The following is an 18616-nucleotide window of genomic DNA, read 5'->3' on the forward strand; positions in this document are numbered from 1 at the left end:
ATCTTACCTTCACTCTGCATTGTAAAATTCGTCAATAGCTCTAATCAGCCGGCTTACATTGACTTCAAGCTGCTTTCTTGAAAGTGTACCATCCTTAAGTGCCGCAAGAACTCTCTCATAATCTTTCTTTGTTCCCGGCATGAACAGTTCTCCACCAGCCTTAGCTACTTCATTAGAAAGAGCGTTGCGATAAACAGACCTTTTACTTGTCATAACCTCCATTACCCAGTCTGTCATCACTATTCCCTTAAATTCAAATTCAGTTCTCAGAATATCCTCAATAAGACCTCTGTGCTCGGAAGTATGCGTACCATTGAGCAAGTTGTAGCTGGTCATGACTGCCTTAGGCTGGGATTTCTTCACGCAGATATCAAAGCCTCTAAGGTAAATCTCTCTCATTGCTCTTTCGCTTACCTGAGAGTTATTGCAATAGCGGTTGGTTTCCGCATTATTGGCAGCGTAGTGCTTAATCGTAGTTCCGCAACCCCTATGCTTTTGCACGCCTCTTGTGATGGCTGCTGCCACTTCTCCTGACACAAGCGGATCTTCTGAATAGTATTCAAAGTTTCTTCCGCAGAGGATACTTCTGTGGATGTTAAGAGCAGGTGCAAGCCAGAGATGTACTCCAAACCTCTCCATCTCCTCTCCGACAATATCTCCAAGTGCCTCTGCCAGTTCTGTATTAAAGCTCTGAGCGATAGCTGTACCGATAGGGATCATGGTTGCCGAATGCTCTTTAATAACGGCATTCTTTGGAACTTTCTTTCCGCCCACGATCAGCTTAGCTATAAAAGCTGTTACCGGCCCCATCATCTCAAGCATGCTCTCAGGCATCAAACCGTTATTTCCGACAGAATACTGATTTCCGCCATCTTCGTAATACTTTAGTGAAATCCTGATTCCCGCAGGGCCATCAGCCATGATAAGAGGTCTGATACCTTTATTTACAAGCTGTGAAGTTGTTTCTCCCGCAGCGCCTGCAAGATGTGTCGCAGCATTGCCGATAATACTGAGTCCTTTTACATTCGGATCAAAGTTTCCAATCTGCATGTAAGAAAGCTCTTCATCCGTCAGGTTCTTTATCCTTGGGTCTACAGGTGCCTCGTTGTCAAAAGAGACTTCTCTTTTCTCAAAGTCATCGGCAGTAAGTGTGATGGCTGTGATACCTTCAGGAATTGATTCCGGCTTAAAATGCTCAGACTTTATGTCTGTAAAGTCAGGCTTTCCAAGACAATTCCTGGTCTTTAGAGTTGTAACCGTTTCTTCCAAAGTAGCAACTGCAGCAATTTTTGTATCCACTGAGCTGTTGCCTACCCTGATCACATATCTGCCCTTCTCAAGAACATAGCTTTCAGATTCCTCATCATAGGAAGCAAAATCAGAAAGCCTGAATGATATCTCAAGCTTACATTCTGATCCGCTATCAAGAAGCGAAGTCTTAGCATAGCCTACTAGCTGCTGATATGGCTGATCAAGCTTATCCTCAGGGACTGAGAGATAAAGCTGCACAACCTCTTTTCCGGCACAGCTTCCTGTATTCTTGACAAGCACCTCACATGTAAAGGTATCCTTCTTAGCCTTTACGCCCAATACCTTAGTCTCAAATGTTGTATAAGACAGCCCAAATCCAAACGGGAACAGAGATGTCTTTTTAAAGGTATCAAAGTAGCGATAGCCCACATAAATACCCTCTTTGTAGCGATTATCATTCCAGTCGCCAAAGGTTCCCTCCGCCGAATACTCTTTAAATTCCGCCCAGGTTGTTGTGAGCTTACCTGAAGGATTCTGTTTTCCCAGAAGAATATCTGCCAGTATAGCCCCGCAGTCGGTTCCAAGCTGTGATAAAAGGAGAATGTCTTTTACCTCCATCACAGGTGAAAGATCAACTACGCCTCCGACATTTAAGACCAGCATGAATCTGTCGTACATTTTATTGAGAAGAAGGATGTCGCGAATCTCAGACTTTGCAAGCTTTACATCGCCCTCTATGACCTCTCTGTCACTACCCTCTCCGGAATTTCTGCTAATAACATAAATAGCTGTATCGCAGACCTTAGTGATCTCAAGATTGTGGTCAGGCTCCTTCATGGTCTTACCCATGGAATACATGATCGCATTCTCATGCTTTGCCTTTGCCTGTGCCTTAAGTTCATTAAAGAACTGCTTTTTTGCCTGCTTTCTTACCTCATCATAGGCATCAAGCCAGCTCTTTGAAGCGATAATGAATCCTGCCCGTTCAAGTCCCTGCTCTATTGTGAAAGTTTCTTTTGAATTAACCTCTCCCGAACCTGTACCGCCCTTTATCGTATAGCGAAGTCCACTGCCGTAAGCTGCAACCTTGTCAGCCTTTTTTAGCGGAAACTGTCCGCTCTTTTTAAGAAGAACTGTGCACTCAGCTGCATTGCTAAGTACAAATGATAAATTATCCGCGTCTTTTCTTTCCATATTGATCTCCTTAGAAATAAGGGGAACAGAATCTGCTCCCCTCAACATTACTTTCTTGCAGCAATCTGTTTATGAATTTCAGGAAGTCTCTTTTCAAGATCAAATCGCAAAGCAAAAACAAACAATACGATGAACAGAATAAGAGGAATATAGATGCTGAATGTGTAAATTGCCTGAATAACAGCAGGTGATACAGTTGTTGCCAGTCCGTCATAAGCTGCAAGGCCAAGGCACCATCCGATTATCGAAGCTCCGATACCGGATCCGACCTTATTGCCAAAGCTACATGCGCTCTGAGCTGTAGCAACCATTCTTCTGCCATACTTATATTCATTATAATCAATCGCCATAGCAGACATAACCCCCATGAGACACATCATAGGAATGTTTGCGAAAGTAGCAAAACATGAAAGAGTGGTGTTGTAAACAAAGTGTGTCGGATTAAAGAGTCTTAAAGCTGTGCCGATGGCTCCGATCATGAATGAAACTCTGAGTGTCTTTGTAACTCCAAGCTTTTTAGACATCGGTCCAACTGCTATAAATCCAAGAAGTGTAGGTATCATACCGATTGCGCCCTGAATGGCAACAAGGTTGTCATCTCCATATATCCACTTGCAGTAATATGTTCCTGATGCGCCACTGATTCCATAAGAGATATTAGCGCAGAAATTCATGATCAGGATCATTACCCAGTACTTGTTACCAAACAAAGACTTAAGTGCTTCTCCAAAGGGAACAGGCTCTTCATCGTCAGCTGCATCTTGTGACTGAACACCTTCTCCTGTTGCAGTCTCCTTTGCCTTTAAATAACAGATAAACAATGCAAGAGCAATAAGCAGTCCAAATATAGCTCCCATCTTGATCCATGCACTCTGGTTACCGCCAAGTGCATTGGTGATCGGAATAACAGCTACTGCTATGATCATACCTGATACATATCCGGCTGCTGCTCTCCAAATACCCATGTTTCCTCGCTCTTCCTGGCTGTCAGTTCTCACAACCTGAATAGAAGCATAAGGAATACATATTGCTGTATAAATAACTGCAGATAACAAAACATTAGTTATAAGCAGATATCCAATCTGCATTGTCTCTCCCCAGCCCTTGGGAACTGTGAACAGAGATACAATTACTATAGCTGCAGGTATCGCCATTCTAAGCAGCCATGGTCTGTACTTCTCTTTTCCGGGAGCTGTATGATCAACTATATGTCCCATGAATATGTCTGTGAAAGCATCAATTATCTTACAGATAAGAAGCATTGTTGCTATTGCTGCAGCAGCTATTCCTACTTTATCTGTGTAAAAGTAAGTTAACTGTCCAACTAGACCCGAAATTACATTAAGTGAAAACTGACCCAATGAATCTGCGAAATAATCGCCTGTTCGCATAACTTTTTGGACTCCATCTTTGTCCAGCCCTAATGGTTTCTTTGACATAACTTTTCCTCCGTTAAACATTAATAGCTTTTATGTTGACATTATATGTTGGACGCGGATAGAATTATTGTAATTATGTGAATATTATTGTAATTATGTTGCTATTTTATTTCATGGGGAATAACATATGAAAGATTATACAAAAGAACTTATAAGCACCTTACAGATCATCTATAACTCCACATTCATGCCTATTCACTTATTTGATAACAATAAGTGTATATGCTCAATACCAAATAATGAATTGCCTGAAGATTTTATAATCGCATATAGAAACAATATTGTTTTCAAAGATGCTTCGCTTAACTATTTTTCTACAAAAGAATTTTTGCATGTGGGTATTATAAAGAGCAATACAAAAGATATGGACATCATAATAGGACCCGTATCCACAACAACTCTTTCAGAAGCAGATATAGACTCACTGATTGCCAGCTATTCTCTGCCAATAGAATACAAAGAGCAGATATGGGACTTTTACGACAAAACTCCCAGTTTTACCGTCTCTCAGCTGCTAAACATAATGGCTCTTTTAAATAAAGAATTAAATGGGGATATTGTAGATATATTTGAATACTTCGGCTTTACAGATAAGACAAAAGAACAACGCGTTGGAAAACATCATGCAGACGCTCTGGTCGAAAACAAAGAACAGTCGCAGTTCCACGACACCTATTTTTTTGAGCAGCAATACTATGGCTACATAGAAAGAGGAGACCTTGACGGTCTTCAGCATTTCATTCAGCAAGTACCCTCTTTTACAGAAGGACGTACCTCAAACGATTCACTGCGTCAGGCAAAAAACATTTTCATTTCGACCACTGCAATAATAACCCGTCGGGCAATAGCCGGCGGCCTTGATATCGAAACAGCTTATCAGCTCTCCGATTCCTATATCCAGGAGGCTGAAAAAATGTCCGATCAGGCTTCAATCCTGGCTCTAAACGCAACTGCTGCAATTGACTTTACAAGCCGCGTGGCAGAAGCCAGGATACCAAAAGGCATGCCCGAGGACATCTATCTCGCAATCCAGTTTATTGCAAACCACGTTAATCAAAATATTCAAGTTGAAGACATTGCTAAGCATTTAAACATGGACAGAACCACCCTGTCCAAGAAGTTTAAGAGAGCACTCGGTTTTAATATCAGCTCTTACATTATGCGTCGCAAACTTGAAGAAGCAAAGAGTCTTCTCACCTACACCGACAAGACCATCAGTGAGATCAGTGAGTACCTTTGCTTCTCAACTCAGAGTTACTTCCAGAACGTTTTTAAAGCCAAATACGGAATGACACCAAAGGAATACAGGAAGAATCAGAAGAAGTGATCCCCCATAGCAACTTATCTCCTTGCGCTGGCAGCCATACGGTGATAGGTATGACGTATGCCACGGATACTGATGCTGTAGGCCATGATGTTCTTAGGCGCAGCAATACCGGGATGACCGCTGTCTCCAATGTGGTGAATATCGGTTCCTGTTTGTTTGCACATAAGAGCAATCTGTTTGATGGTCTCCTCGTCAGTGCCCTCCTGGCTGGTTCCGATGGCAGTCATGGAGAGTCTCCCCTTTTTGTGGATGTAGCTTACTCTCTCCCTTGCCCATTCCACAGTGATTCCCGGAACAGTCCCCGGCGCAGGAAGAAGAATGATATCCGCACCTGCCTCTGCAAAGGCATCGATGTCTTCCATAGTCAGGATTGCATCGGCACCCTCTGTGATGATGCCTGCTGCATGCATCTTACCAGAGGCGATGATCATATCATCTCCGACAGCTTCTTTTATCTCTCTGATTGCATTAAGAATACCTTCGTTGGTTACACCGATACCCGGATTTCCGGTTATGAGGATCATGTTGACTCCCATGTCTCTGGCGCGAACAGCATTCTCAGCGTTTGCTATGCGTCCCTTTGTAAGAGCCCAGGGATTATCTGAGCCCTCAACAATCTTGCCCGGTTCAAGATTTATAGCCAGTGGCAGTCCCGTTAGCTTTCTGATCAGACGAGCAGTATCCTCTGCCTTATGCTCAGGAAGTCCCTTAACATCAGGATTCCATACGTCAAATATATTACAGAGAATAAAGTCTGAACCAAATGCTGCACATAGCTCGGCATTGGATACGTCCTCGCACTGAGGTGTAAACATACCGATACACTCGGTCATAAGAGTCCTTCCCTCGCTCTCAGCTATAGCGCTAAGGAGATCTTTTTTACCCATCTTCTCAAAATCACTTGCAAAGCTGTTTAAGATTCTTTTACCCATAATCCATACCCTCACGAATCGCTTATCTGGTCAGATCTTTGACCCATTTATATTTCCTGACTCTTATCATAACCCACGGAATCTTGCCTACTTCATCCAGACAGGTGCAGGCGTATACCGCCAGGGGCGACCAGTGAAATACAAAAGCTCCGCATAGTGCCAACGGAATTGCAATCATCCACATGCACACAATCAGACTGTAGAGGTCAAATATCGTATCTCCTCCGCCATCAAGAACTCCGTTGATAGTAACTGTGTTGACACATCTTCCGATCATGTAAAAAGACATGATGACCATCATCCAGACAAGATATCCACGGGCTTTGTCAGTAAGAATAACCCCGTTAACAACAAGAGGTGTTACGGCCAGTACTATTCCCATGGAAATAAAGCCTATAACAAAAGAAATCTTCGTGAGCCTGATTCCGTATTTTTTGCCCTGTTCAAGGCGACCGGCGCCAAGCTCGTTACCTACAATGATCCCCGCTGCGCTTCCTATACCGTTGCACATGCAGCACACAAGGTCTCTTACTACTGCAGCCACAGAATTGGCAGCTGCTGCGTCAACTCCCATGTGTCCCATGATTGCCGTATATGATGTAAAGCCTACTCCCCAGCACAGGCCACCACCCATAAGAGGCAGACACTGCCTAAAGAAGTCCTTCACAAGCCCACTCGATATACTGAACATACGGCCAAGTGCCGGCCTTATATAGGTACTCTTCGTAGATACTAAAAGACATATAGCAAGCTCTATCACTCTGGCTATTGTGGTCGCAAGCGCTGCTCCCTTGGCTTCCATTGCAGGAATGCCAAAGAGTCCAAAGATGAGAATTGCATTAAATATGATGTTAATTACAACTGCTGCAGAACTGATAAGTGCTCCGGCCTTTACATTCTCGGTGACCTTCATGATAGTAAGATAGCACTGGGAAACTCCGGTTATAAGGTACGACCAGCCGGCTATCCTAAGATATGAACTACCGATGGCAATAAGTTCCTTATCTCCTGCAAATATTGACATCAGCGTCCCGGGACAAAACTCGCAAAAGGCAAAGAACAGAACTGATACCATTCCACAGAAGATCAGCATCAGGTCAAATATATCTTCCAGTGTCCTCTTATCGCCCTTGCCCCAGTACTGCGCACCAAGGATTGCTCCTGCTGCCGTTGCTGCTGAGAGGAACATGTTCTGCACAAACTGGATCTGCGTCGCAAGAGAAACTGCTGTCATCTGCGCCTGGGCAACCCGTCCAAGCATAAGGGCATCACAAGCTGCAACCAGCGCCAGCATCAGACTCTGCAGAGCTATAGGCAGTGATATTCTCAGAAGATTTCTGTAAAACTGTTTATTGTCATTCATATCCGCTTATATTCCAATCAAAGTGCATATCCGATGAGAAGGCGAAGCACGTTCTCAGCACCGTCCCTGTGGCTTCTCTCATAGCCGTGAGATGCATAAACACCTGCTCCGATAAGACCGTGCTTAAGATCAACACCGGATCTTAAGGTTGCCTCAACGTCACTTCCGTAGTGAGGGTAGATATCAACCGCATAATCGGCACCGCTCTCTTTGGCAGCTGTCACAAGCCCCTTTACGATATCATAGCTGTAAGGGCCACCACTGTCCTTGGCGCAGATTGATACCTGCTTCTCGGTACATGTAAGTCCATCACCTACACATCCCATATCCACTGAGATTGCCTCAGTGCAGCCTTCCGGAACGCTTCCGCTTCCGCCGTGTCCAACCTCTTCAAACACAGTGATATGAGCATAAAGAGCTCTCTTAGGAGTTACCTTTTTATCCTTGATATATTTGGCAAGTCCCAGAAGAATACCTACACTGAGCTTGTCATCCAGGAATCTTGACTTGATATATCCTGACTTAGTTACTCTCACATTTGGCTCAAAGCATACGATATCGCCAACAGAGATTCCAAGCTTCTCCGTATCCTCTTTCTTCTTCACATCTTCATCAAGAACTACCTCACAGTTCTCCCAGCTTCTCTTGGTGTCGTCATATTCACCGTTTACATGGATAGACGCATTGTTGAGCTGGAATGTACCCTCGTAGATTCCGTCAAACTTGGTAACAACCCTGACATTCTCTGTCTCTGCATTGTTGGGGTTCATTCCGCCAAGATTGGTAAGCTGAAGCCTTCCATTATCTTTAATGGTGGCAACCATTCCGCCAAGGGTATCTGTGTGAGCCTCAAGAAGAAGACCGTTCTTTTTATCCTTACCTGTAAGGTCAACAATAATGCCGCCCTTATTTGTAGTCTTTGTCTTAAATCCAAGGCTCTCGAATTCCTTTTTTACCCAGGCTGCAGCCTCCTTAGTGTACCCTGTAGGTGAGTCGATATTTAACAGCTCTGTTGTCTTGTCAACAATAAAATCCGTGTATTTATTAAGCACTATCTTTTTCATTTAAATTCTCCGTTTCATTTATACTTTGATCAAATGTTTGATCATACGTCACGTACATACATTCTACACCAGTTTGGTGTTAATATAGAAGTAAGAATATTACATTTAGGAGGGGCATATGGGAAGAAATCACGAAGTCGTTACAAGTCATCCGCTTTTGGACTCTCAGGGCGAGTTATCCGAACCCGGCTGGTCCAGATCTCTTTTGCAAAAATATGACAGATCGGCTATAAAAGCCCCTAAGTGGCGCATCAAAGAATGGGACTACTATCTTGTTCTATCAGAAAAATTTGCCGGTGCGTTTACCATCTCGGACGACGGATACATTGGGCTTCAATCCGTATCTCTCCTAACATTTGGCGATCAACCTAAGGAACATACTGAAACAGTCCTTAATGCATTTCCAATGGGCAAGCTCTCTCTCCCTTCATCTTCCGAAAGCGGCGTTACAGAGTATAAAGATGACCGTCTTCAGATGAAGTTTGAAGTACTTGACGGCAAAAGACATATCACCTGTCACTTCGATAATTTCTACAAAGGAAACGCCTTTGAGTGCGATATATATCTCGAGCAGCCAAAGATGGATTCAATGGTAATCGCAACTCCCTGGGATAAAAAGCACTGTTTTTACTACAATCAGAAGATCAATTGCATGAGAGCCTCGGGCTATATGAGCTATGGCGGCCATAGATATACCTTCAACCCGGCCACGGATTTTGGAACTCTGGACTGGGGTCGTGGTGTTTGGACCTATGACAACACCTGGAACTGGGGTTCAGGTAACTGCGATGTTAACGGAAAAGCTTTTGGTTTTAATATAGGTTATGGTTTCGGCAACACAAAAGCCGCCACAGAAAACATCATTTTCTATGACGGCGTTGCTCATAAACTGGATGATATCACTTTCCATATCCCTGAAAACTCATATATGGATCCCTGGAAGTTCACTTCTTCCGACGGTCGTTTTGAGATGGATTTCGTTCCCGTTCTGGACAGGGCTGCATGTCTTGACTATAAGGTAATAGTCTCAGACCAGCATCAGGTATTCGGAAGACTGACCGGTACAGCAATCCTTGATAGCGGCGAAAAGATTCATGTAAAAGACATGATGTGCTTCGCAGAGAGAGTCCACAACAGATATTAATACTCTCACGCCTTAACAGCCCATCTGAGCTTGGTGGATTTACTCCTGGGGTTTATCCTCTGCTCCTCGGCTGAAGGTCTTGTGACATCCTCTGAGATTTCACTATATATACCTTCCTTGTAGAGTGCTTTAAAAGACTTCTTAACAAGCCTGTCCTCTCCTGAATGGAAGGTCAGAATTGCAACTCTGGCTCCCGAATTTAAAACATTCGGGAGTTTTTCAAGGAATGAATATAATACTTCAAACTCGCTGTTAACATCTATTCTTAGTGCCTGGAATACTCTTGCACAGCTCTTTTTTATTGCTTCCTTTTTCTCTTCCTTCGGTACTTTCCAAAGGGCAGATTCTATAGCTCCTCTAAGGGCTGTTGTCGTATCCATGGCATCACCCTTTTTCATGAGGGAAAAGACCTTGTCCGCGATTTCTTCAGCATAGGGCTCGTCAGAGTTTTCTATAAGCATTCCAGCAAACTCATCCCTGGTGATATTGTGAAGCCTCTCTGCAGCAGACTCTCCGTGCTCAGGGTCAAGACGAAGATCAAGAGGACCATCAATCTTGTAAGAGAATCCTCTCTTAGGGTCATCTATCTGCATGGAAGATACTCCGAGGTCAGCCAGTACAAAGTCAAACTTACCTGCTTCTTCGCAGACTTTATCTATATTGGCGAAATTGATGAGCCTGAATTTAAATCTCTCCTCATCAAAGCCTGCTTCCCTTAGCCTCTCAACAGTCTTTTTAGACTCTATCGGATCCACGTCAAGGCCGTATACACAACCGCTCCCCTTAAGCTCTTCAAGCATCTTTCTGGTATGTCCGCCATAACCAAGAGTACAGTCAAGTCCCTGCTCTCCGGGCTTAATCTTAAGGACCTCCAGGATCTCTTTTACCATAATGGAAATGTGCATTCCTGCAGGAGTTGAGCCCTTGGAGATAACGTGTGCCACAGTGTCGGCATACTTCTCAGGGTTCTGCTCTTTATACTTTTCTTCAAATTTCTTCGGGTACTTGCCCGAGTAGTGAACTCTTCTCTTGTGCTTCTCTTCCATAGTCCCTTTTACCAAAAAGCCTCCTTGGTTATCTGCCAAGGAGGCCAATCAATTCTTTATTCATTACCGAACAGATCTCTTGTATAAACTTTGTCCACAACATCCTTAAGCTCATCTGTGAGGCGGTTTGCGATGATGAAGTCACACTCTTTCTTGAACTTATCGAGGTCTCTTTCTACTCTTGAATTGAAGAAATCGTCATCCTTAAGAGTTGGCTCATAAACCACGCACTCGATGCCTCTTGACTTGATTCTTTTCATGATGCCCTGGATGGCTGACTGCCTGAAGTTATCAGAGCCGGCCTTCATAGTAAGTCTGTATACTCCAACCTTCTTGGGGTGAAGGGCCCAGACTCTGTCGGCGATGAAGTCCTTCCTTGTCCTGTTGGCATCAACGATAGCTGTAATGAGGTTGTTGGGAACATCCTCATAGTTGGCAAGCAGCTGCTTGGTATCCTTGGGCAGGCAATATCCGCCATAGCCAAAGGATGGGTTGTTATAAAAGTCTCCTACTCTCGGATCAAGGCATACACCCTGTATGATGTTCCTGGTGTTAAGGCCTCTGACCTCAGCGTAGGTATCAAGCTCATTAAAGAAGGATACGCGGAGCGCTAAATAAGTATTGGCAAAGAGCTTAACGGACTCAGCCTCAGTGCTGTTCATAAAAAGAACATCCACCTTCTCTTTGAGTGCTCCCTGCTTTAGAAGATCCGCAAACATGTGAGCCCTCTCATCAGCTTCCTCACTCTCTGTGTCATATCCAACAATTATCCTTGACGGATAAAGGTTATCATACAGCGCATGTCCCTCTCTCAAAAACTCGGGAGAGAACATGATGTGGTCGGTGTGATAGGTCTCTGCGAGCTCCTCTGTATATCCTACAGGTATCGTAGACTTTATTATGATGAAAGCATCAGGATTCTCTTTTCTAACCTGATCAACTACGCTTAAAACCGAAGAGGTATCGAAGTAGTTGAGCTTCTCATCGTAGTTGGTTGGAGTTGAAATGATTACAAAGTCTGCATCCTCATAAGCTTCTGAAGCATTGAGTGTTGCACGGAGTCTCAAATCCTTGGTTGAGAGATACTCCTCAATCTCCTTATCTACGATCGGAGAAATCCTTTTGTTGATCATGTCTACCTTCTCAGGCACGACATCTACTGCAGTTACATCATTGAACTGCGATAAAAGAACCGAATTGGACATTCCTACATATCCGGTTCCCACTACTGCTATTTTCATGAATCCTGTTCCTGTTCCTTTAACTGGTCTTCTACGGTCTCATAGACCTCTATTCTCATCTTGTCTGAATCAGGCATTCCGATAAAGATTCCGCCATACTGGAAAACGTCTCCAACCTTGGCAGCTCTGACAATCTGAACAAATACATGAAGAACTTCCTTAGTCCAAAGCGTAAGGTTAGCTTCATAGTTATTGCCTATGGTAAGCTGGGCTTCAGTCGAAAATCCCAGACCGTCTCTTGAACAGTCATGGATCTCAATCTGCGCTGTCTGTGCTTCGCCGTCTCCGCCGAGCTTTTTAAGAATGATCTCACCTGTAAGTTGACGTCTTCTGTGTTTTCTCTTTTCTTCCATTGTGCACCCCCGTGGTTTGAAGAATTGATAGTAACCTAGCTTCTTTTATTTTATCACAATTATGGCTCTAATGCTCTTTATCATAGAAAAAGCATGCGTCACCAAAGGAAAAGAATCTGTATCTCTCCTTTATTGCTTCCTCATAAGCGGAAAGTACATGCTCTCTGCCTGCAAGTGCTGAAACCAGCATAACAAGAGTCGACTCCGGAAGATGGAAATTGGTGATAAGGCAGTCTGTAACCTTAAACTTATATCCCGGGTAGATAAAAATTGAGGTATCATCAGACTTTTCTGTGAGTTTTCCGTTTTCATCCGCAGCACTCTCAATGGTTCTGCAGCTGGTGGTGCCAACACAGATAACTCTGTGACCGGACTCTTTTGCCCTGTTGATCTTTTCTGCAGCTTCTGCTGTAACCTGATACCACTCTGAATGCATTATGTGCTCTTTGACGTTGGTAACCTTAACGGGTCTGAAGGTGCCAAGACCTACGTGAAGGGTTACAAAAGCAAGGTCAACGCCCTTATCCTGAATCCTCTGAAGGAGCTCATTTGTAAAGTGAAGTCCTGCTGTAGGAGCTGCTGCCGAGCCGTCATACTTGGCATAGACAGTCTGGTACATGTTCTTGTCCTGAAGCTTGTGTGTGATATAGGGAGGAAGTGGCATCTCGCCAAGCTTATCCAAAACCTCTTCCCATATTCCTTCGTAAAAGAACTTTACTAGTCTGTTACCGTCTTCCACAACCTCAGTTATCTCAGCTGTGAGGATACCGTCTCCAAAGGAGACTCTTGCTCCCGGGCGAAGTTTCTTGCCAGGCTTAACAAGGCACTCCCAGAGATCTGCTCCCCTTCTCTTAAGAAGCAATATCTCTACTGCAGCGCCCGTCTCTTCCTTTACACCAAGGAGCCTTGCAGGGATAACCTTGGTGTTATTAAGTACAAGGCAGTCCCCGGGCTCTAAATAGTTTATTATCTCACTGAACACATGGTGCTCTACTTCTCCGGTCTTTTTGTCCACTGTAAGAAGCCTGCACTCATCTCTTCTTAAAAGAGGATCCTGTGCTATAAGCTCCTGTGGAAGGTCAAAGTAGTAATCCGCTGTGCTCAGTCCAATTTCTTTGTTTTCACTCATTATTTTCTATATTACTCGTTTCTAAAATCAATATTCTGAAGGAATGATACATATCCTCTGTATGCTTCGTAAAGGTCAGCCTTGCTGATAGCCTCCCATGGTGCGTGCATATTAAGAACTGCAACACCGGCATCAATAACGTTCATGCCATAGAGAGCAAGGATGTAAGCGATAGTTCCGCCGCCTCCGACATCAACCTTACCAAGCTCAGCTGTCTGATAAACGATCTTGTCCTTCTCGTAAGCCTTTCTGATCTCTGCGATGAACTCAGCGTTTGCATCGTTTGAACCTGACTTACCGCGTGATCCTGTGAACTTACTAAATACCAGACCGCCTCCAAGGTAGGAAGCATTCTTTTTCTCAAAGCATGATGCGTAGCTTGGATCAAAGCCTGCGTTAACATCAGATGAAAGCATGCATGAGTTTGCAAGACATCTTCTGAGTGCAAGGTCATTGTAACCTTCTTTTGTAAGGTTCATAAGCTCAGCAACAGCATTCTCAAAGAATCTTGATCTCATACCTGTTGCGCCGACAGAACCGATCTCCTCTTTGTCAACAAGGATGCAGCAGGAAGTTCTCTTTACATTCTTAACATCGAGAATAGCTCTCATTGAAGGATAAGCACATACTCTATCATCATGGCCATAGCCAAGGATCATTGATCTGTCAAAGCCTGCATCTCTTGCCTTACCTGCAGGAACGATCTCGAGCTCTGCTGAGATGAAATCATCCTCTGTGATTCCGTAGAGGTCATTGAGGATTGCTACGATTCCGCGCTTAACTGCGCCTGAAACCTTACCGCTCTCTTCCTTTTCAGCCTTCTCTGCATCGATTGCATACTGCTCGCCTGCTGAGAGCTTGGTGTTCTTCTTGGCAGCCTTTTCCTTCTCGTCCTTCTCAATAACAAATGGTCTGTTACCTACGATAAGGTCAAGAGCTTCACCTTCGATAACATTGGAAGCCTTCTTGGCCATCTGGTCCTGTGCAAGGTGAATAAGAAGATCTGATACGAAGAATACAGGATCATCCTCATCCTCACCGACATTAAGCTGAACGGTTGTACCGTCAGTCTTAACGATAACGCCGTGGATAGCAAGAGGCATTGCAACATACTGATACTTCTTGATGCCACCGTAGTAGTGTGTATCAAGGTAAGCAATACTGCTGTCCTCATAAAGAGGGTTCTGCTTAACATCAAGTCTTGGTGAATCGATGTGAGCACCAAGGATGTTCATACCTGCTTCCATTGGATCTGATCCGATCTGGAACATGGCGATTGACTTGTTCATCCATACGGAGTAAACCTTATCGCCCTTCTTGAGCTTGGTCTTGCCTCCGATCAAAGTATTAAGTTCTCTGTAGCCTGCTGCCTCGATCTCGTTAACGATGGTATCGATAGCTTCTCTCTCAGTCTTGGAATTATCAAGGAATACCTTGTACTGGTCGGCAAACTTATCAACAGCCTTGAGCTGAGTAGCATTATAAGTTGTCCATGCGTTTATTCTATTCATAAAAACTCCTTTCGAATTAAAAATAGTCATTGCTAACTAGAGCAATGACTATTTTAACACCTGTTTTAGTTTCAATCAAATCAGGTTCTGATTTCAATTCCCATTGTGAATGAAAGCTTTCTGAGCATCTTGTCTACATAACCGTTAATAGCCTCATCTGTAAGCTCTTCATCCTTAGGAGTGAAGGTAATTGTGAAGGCCATACTCTTCTTGGTAGGAGGAATCGGAAGTCCCTCATATACGTCAAAGAGCTTAACGTCTGTCACATACTTGCATGAGCCGTAGATAGCATCCTCAACCTCTCCGCAGGTAACTGTCTTATCCATGATAAGAGCAAGGTCACGCTTAACGGTAGCAAACTTTGAAAGTGGCTCAAATACAGGGGTCTTGCCATAATACTTATCAAGGAGTGAAAGATCAATCTCACAGATATAAGCAGGAATTCTCATATCAGTCTCATCCTGGATCTCGTAAGTGATCTGGCCAAGGTATCCAACCTCTTCTCCCTCACAAAGGATCCTGGCAGTTCTGTATGGGTGAAGAAATGTCTTTGTAGCCTGCTCATACTTAAAGCTTATGTGAAGAGCATCAGCAACATTCTCAGCCAGTCCCTTAAGTGTGAAGATGTCCTCTCCCTCACCGAAGATACCAATGCAAAGTGTAGCCTTTTCATCGGGATATTCTGTAAGAGGAAGTGACTTTGGAACAAATCTGTTACCAAGCTCAAAAAGTCTTCCCTCAAGAGTACCCTTCTTCTGGTTTCTTGCAATAGCGTGGATCATCTGAGCTGCAAGAGTTGTTCTCATGATTGAGAGATCTTCATTTATAGGATTAAGGATCCTGATGGCATTTCTCTCAGGTGCATTTTCTTCAAATCCAAGAAGATCAAGATCGCTTGGTGAGAAGAATGAGTAGTGCATGCATTCATATGCTCCCTGAGCACAAAGAGCTCTCTTGATCCTGAGCTCAGTCTTCTGTCTTAAGTTTCTGCCACCTACGGTAACGTTGCAATCCTTAAGGAATGTAGCCTTAACGTGATCATATCCATACATACGGATAAGCTCTTCTGCGATATCAGGATAATCTTCCATATCCTCACGATATGCAGGAATCTTGATGGTGAGCTCATCTCCGTTAATAACTGGCTCAAAGCTTAAGTTTGTAAGGATTCTCTTGATCTCATCTGTTGGAACTTCAATACCGAGAACTCCGTTCACTTTTGCAATGGAAGCCTTCATCTCTTTTTTCTCAAGGCTGTTTCCGGTATTGATATCAACATGAGTCTTTGATACCTTACCTGCGCCAAGCTGTTCAATAAGATGAAGTGCTCTCTTCATGGCGATAACAGTTGTATATTCGTAAACACCCTTTGCAAAAGCAGCTGATGAATCTGAAGACTGTCCAAGTGCTCTTGAGCTCTTACGGATATTGTCACGCATGAACTTGGCAGCCTCAAAAGTAACAGTTGTTGTTGTATCACGGATCTCAGAATTAAGACCACCCATGATACCTGCAAGAGCTACAGGCTTAGCACCGTCGCAGATCACAAGATTGTCAGTTGTGAGCTCAAACTCGTTCTCATCAAGAGTTACGATCTTCTCACCCTGCTTAGCACGTCTTACAACAATCTTGTTTCCCTCAAGGAAGTTACCGTCAAAAGCATGCATAGGCTGTCCGAGCTCTCTCATAATATAGTTTGTGATATCAACGATATTATTGATCGCATTATTGCCTACCATAGCAAGTCTTCTCTTCATCCAAAGAGGGCTCTCGCCGAGTTTTACATCATATACATAGTGTCCGATATATCTTGGGCAAAGATCGGGATCTTCTACTGTTACGCTAAATCCTTCATTTTCAACGTCTGTCTCTGTGTAGGATAAGTCAATCTCTTTTAATGGCTTATCAAGCGCAGCAGCAACTTCTCTTGCAAGACCGTAGATACTCTGACAGTCAGGTCTGTTTGCTGTGATCGAAACATCAAAGATCCAGTCATCAAGTCCAAGGATAGGCTTAACATCAGCGCCAACCTCTGTATCCTCAGGGAAAACAAGAAGTCCGTTGTAGCCGGCTCCGGGATACATATCCTCGTTAACACCGAGCTCAACGCCTGAGCAGAGCATACCTTCTGAATCGTAGCCGCGAAGTTTGCCCTTCTTGATTGTAGCAACACCGATAACTGTCACATGGTCTCTCTCAGTCTCAATAACTGTAGCGCCAACAAGAGCCAGAGGATACTTTCCTCCTGCCTGAACGTTGTCTGCTCCGCAGCATACCTGGAAAGTTCCATGCTCACCTGCATTTACTCTGCATACATGAAGATGAGTCTCGGGAATAGGCTCGCAGGTCTCTACCTGTCCAACTACAACCTTGGATATGTCTTTTCCCACTTCCCAGCACTCTTCAACCTCGAATCCACAGTCGAAAAGCTTCTTCTCAAGTTCTTTTGGTTCAATATCTATATCAACAAAATCTTTAAGCCAACTTAAAGGTACTAACATTTTCGGTTTCCTCCTAAATTATTCGTAGTGATCAATCTGCTTAAGGACATCAAGGTCTGACTCATATAAAAGCTTGATGTTGTTGATGCCGTATTTGAGCATTGTTGCACGCTCGATACCGATACCAAAAGCAAATCCGCTGTACTCTTCTGAATCAATTCCGCAGTTCTCCAAAACCTTCTTGTTAACTACGCCGGCTCCGAGAACCTCGATCCAGCCTGTACCCTTACAGAGGTTACATCCCTTACCGCCACATGCAAAGCAGCTGCAGTCAACCTCAACAGACGGCTCTGTAAATGGGAAGTATGAAGGACGAAGTCTTGTTGTTGTTCCCTCACCGAAGATCTTCTGAGCAAAGGTCTCCAAAGCACCCTTAAGGTCGCAGAGTGTAACATTCTTGTCAACTACAAGGCCTTCCATCTGTGAGAACATAGGTGAATGAGTTGCATCATCATCTGAACGGAAAACCTTACCGGGAGATAATATCTTGATCGGAGGCTTCTTGTTCTCCATAACATGGATCTGACCTGATGAAGTCTGTGTTCTTAAGAGGAACTCAGGGCTTAAGTAGAATGTATCCTGCATATCTCTTGCAGGGTGATCGGCAGGTGTATTAAGAGCAGTGAAATTGTAATAGTCGTTCTCAATCTCAGTACCCTCATAAATCTCAAAGCCCATTCCTGCGAATATGTCGATAAGAGTCTCTCTCATCTGTGTTACAGGATGAAGATTGCCCTGATAACGCATCTTGGCAGGCATTGTTACGTCCTGCTTTTCTCTCTCATATCTTGCCTTAAGCTCTTTCTCTTTCATCTTCTTGTCAAGCTCATCGAACTGAGCAAGAGCCCACTGCTTGAGTTCATTAACGTTTTTGCCGTATTCTGCACGATCTTCTGCGGCAATATTCTTCATCTCCTTCATAAGAGCTGAAATCTTGCCGGTCTTGTTGTCCAAAAAGCTCTTTCTAAGCTCGTATACAAGCTTGGAGCTGTCCAGCTTTTCGGAATTAGCCTTGATTTCTTCACGAATCGCTTCAATTTGCTGATGTAATGCGCTGTTTTCCAAATTTCCTTCCTCCTGAAAAAATAATGTACACTCTACACAAAAGAAAATCCCTTGTG

General features: G+C 43.8%; 14 protein-coding genes. 2 read left to right on the top strand and 12 right to left on the bottom strand.

The annotated features are described in order from the left end of the window. Window positions 1-9: 9 nt before the first annotated feature. Both G589_RS0101945 and G589_RS0101950 read right to left on the bottom strand, forming a co-directional pair. Entirely contained in the window at window positions 10-2445 is a 2436-nt protein-coding gene (locus tag G589_RS0101945; RefSeq protein ID WP_026520892.1) for a glycoside hydrolase family 3 protein, read from the bottom strand. Window positions 2446-2492: 47 nt separating this feature from the next. After that, window positions 2493-3884: an MFS transporter gene (locus tag G589_RS0101950; RefSeq protein ID WP_026520893.1), complete on the bottom strand. Its 1392-nt coding sequence runs from the start codon at window positions 3882-3884 to the stop codon at window positions 2493-2495. Between the two features lie 127 nt (window positions 3885-4011). On the opposite strand from G589_RS0101950, the gene G589_RS18570 reads away from it, so the two are divergent. Beyond that, entirely contained in the window at window positions 4012-5211 is a 1200-nt protein-coding gene (locus G589_RS18570) for a helix-turn-helix domain-containing protein (protein ID WP_051192121.1), read from the top strand. Between the two features lie 14 nt (window positions 5212-5225). Here G589_RS18570 and G589_RS0101960 read toward each other — a convergent pair whose 3' ends face one another. Genes G589_RS0101960 through G589_RS0101970 form a run of 3 tightly spaced genes read right to left on the bottom strand, consistent with a single transcriptional unit; the run spans window position 5226 to window position 8570 of the window. Next, complete coding sequence (locus tag G589_RS0101960; RefSeq protein ID WP_026520894.1) at window positions 5226-6143, bottom strand: DUF7916 family protein; 918 nt, start codon at window positions 6141-6143, stop codon at window positions 5226-5228. Window positions 6144-6165: 22 nt separating this feature from the next. Continuing rightward, a complete protein-coding gene (locus G589_RS0101965) occupies window positions 6166-7506 on the bottom strand; it encodes an MATE family efflux transporter (protein WP_026520895.1) in 1341 nt (446 codons plus the stop codon). A gap of 17 nt (window positions 7507-7523) precedes the next feature. Beyond that, a complete protein-coding gene (locus G589_RS0101970; RefSeq protein ID WP_026520896.1) occupies window positions 7524-8570 on the bottom strand; it encodes a M42 family metallopeptidase in 1047 nt (348 codons plus the stop codon). Between the two features lie 118 nt (window positions 8571-8688). Between G589_RS0101970 and G589_RS0101975 the strand changes: the two genes are divergently transcribed. Beyond that, the gene (locus tag G589_RS0101975) at window positions 8689-9714 is read left to right on the top strand and encodes a DUF2804 domain-containing protein (RefSeq protein ID WP_026520897.1); all 1026 of its coding nucleotides are present in this window, start codon (window positions 8689-8691) and stop codon (window positions 9712-9714) included. Window positions 9715-9719: 5 nt separating this feature from the next. Here G589_RS0101975 and rsmH read toward each other — a convergent pair whose 3' ends face one another. From rsmH to pheS, 7 genes are all read right to left on the bottom strand, one after another. Next, window positions 9720-10760 carry a 16S rRNA (cytosine(1402)-N(4))-methyltransferase RsmH gene (gene rsmH / locus G589_RS0101980; RefSeq protein WP_026520898.1) on the bottom strand — a complete coding sequence of 347 codons (1041 nt, stop codon included), beginning with the start codon at window positions 10758-10760 and terminating at the stop codon, window positions 9720-9722. Window positions 10761-10816: 56 nt separating this feature from the next. After that, complete coding sequence (locus G589_RS0101985; protein ID WP_026520899.1) at window positions 10817-12001, bottom strand: nucleotide sugar dehydrogenase; 1185 nt, start codon at window positions 11999-12001, stop codon at window positions 10817-10819. Next, complete coding sequence (locus tag G589_RS0101990) at window positions 11998-12354, bottom strand: PilZ domain-containing protein (protein WP_026520900.1); 357 nt, start codon at window positions 12352-12354, stop codon at window positions 11998-12000. Before G589_RS0101990 ends, G589_RS0101985 begins: the two co-directional genes overlap by 4 nt. A gap of 67 nt (window positions 12355-12421) precedes the next feature. Continuing rightward, window positions 12422-13483 (bottom strand): tRNA preQ1(34) S-adenosylmethionine ribosyltransferase-isomerase QueA, encoded by a 1062-nt coding sequence (gene queA, locus G589_RS0101995; protein WP_196811832.1) that lies wholly within the window; start codon window positions 13481-13483, stop codon window positions 12422-12424. A gap of 11 nt (window positions 13484-13494) precedes the next feature. Further along, a complete protein-coding gene (locus G589_RS0102000; RefSeq protein ID WP_022767341.1) occupies window positions 13495-14994 on the bottom strand; it encodes an aminopeptidase in 1500 nt (499 codons plus the stop codon). A gap of 80 nt (window positions 14995-15074) precedes the next feature. Beyond that, the gene (gene pheT, locus G589_RS0102005; protein ID WP_026520902.1) at window positions 15075-17495 is read right to left on the bottom strand and encodes a phenylalanine--tRNA ligase subunit beta; all 2421 of its coding nucleotides are present in this window, start codon (window positions 17493-17495) and stop codon (window positions 15075-15077) included. 18 nt (window positions 17496-17513) lie between these two features. Beyond that, window positions 17514-18560, bottom strand: a complete 1047-nt coding sequence (pheS, locus tag G589_RS0102010; protein ID WP_026518769.1) for a phenylalanine--tRNA ligase subunit alpha — start codon at window positions 18558-18560, stop codon at window positions 17514-17516. Window positions 18561-18616 lie beyond the last annotated feature (56 nt).

Origin of the sequence: Butyrivibrio sp. VCB2001, assembly GCF_000423965.1 — a bacterium.
In the GTDB taxonomy this organism is placed as follows: domain Bacteria; phylum Bacillota; class Clostridia; order Lachnospirales; family Lachnospiraceae; genus Butyrivibrio.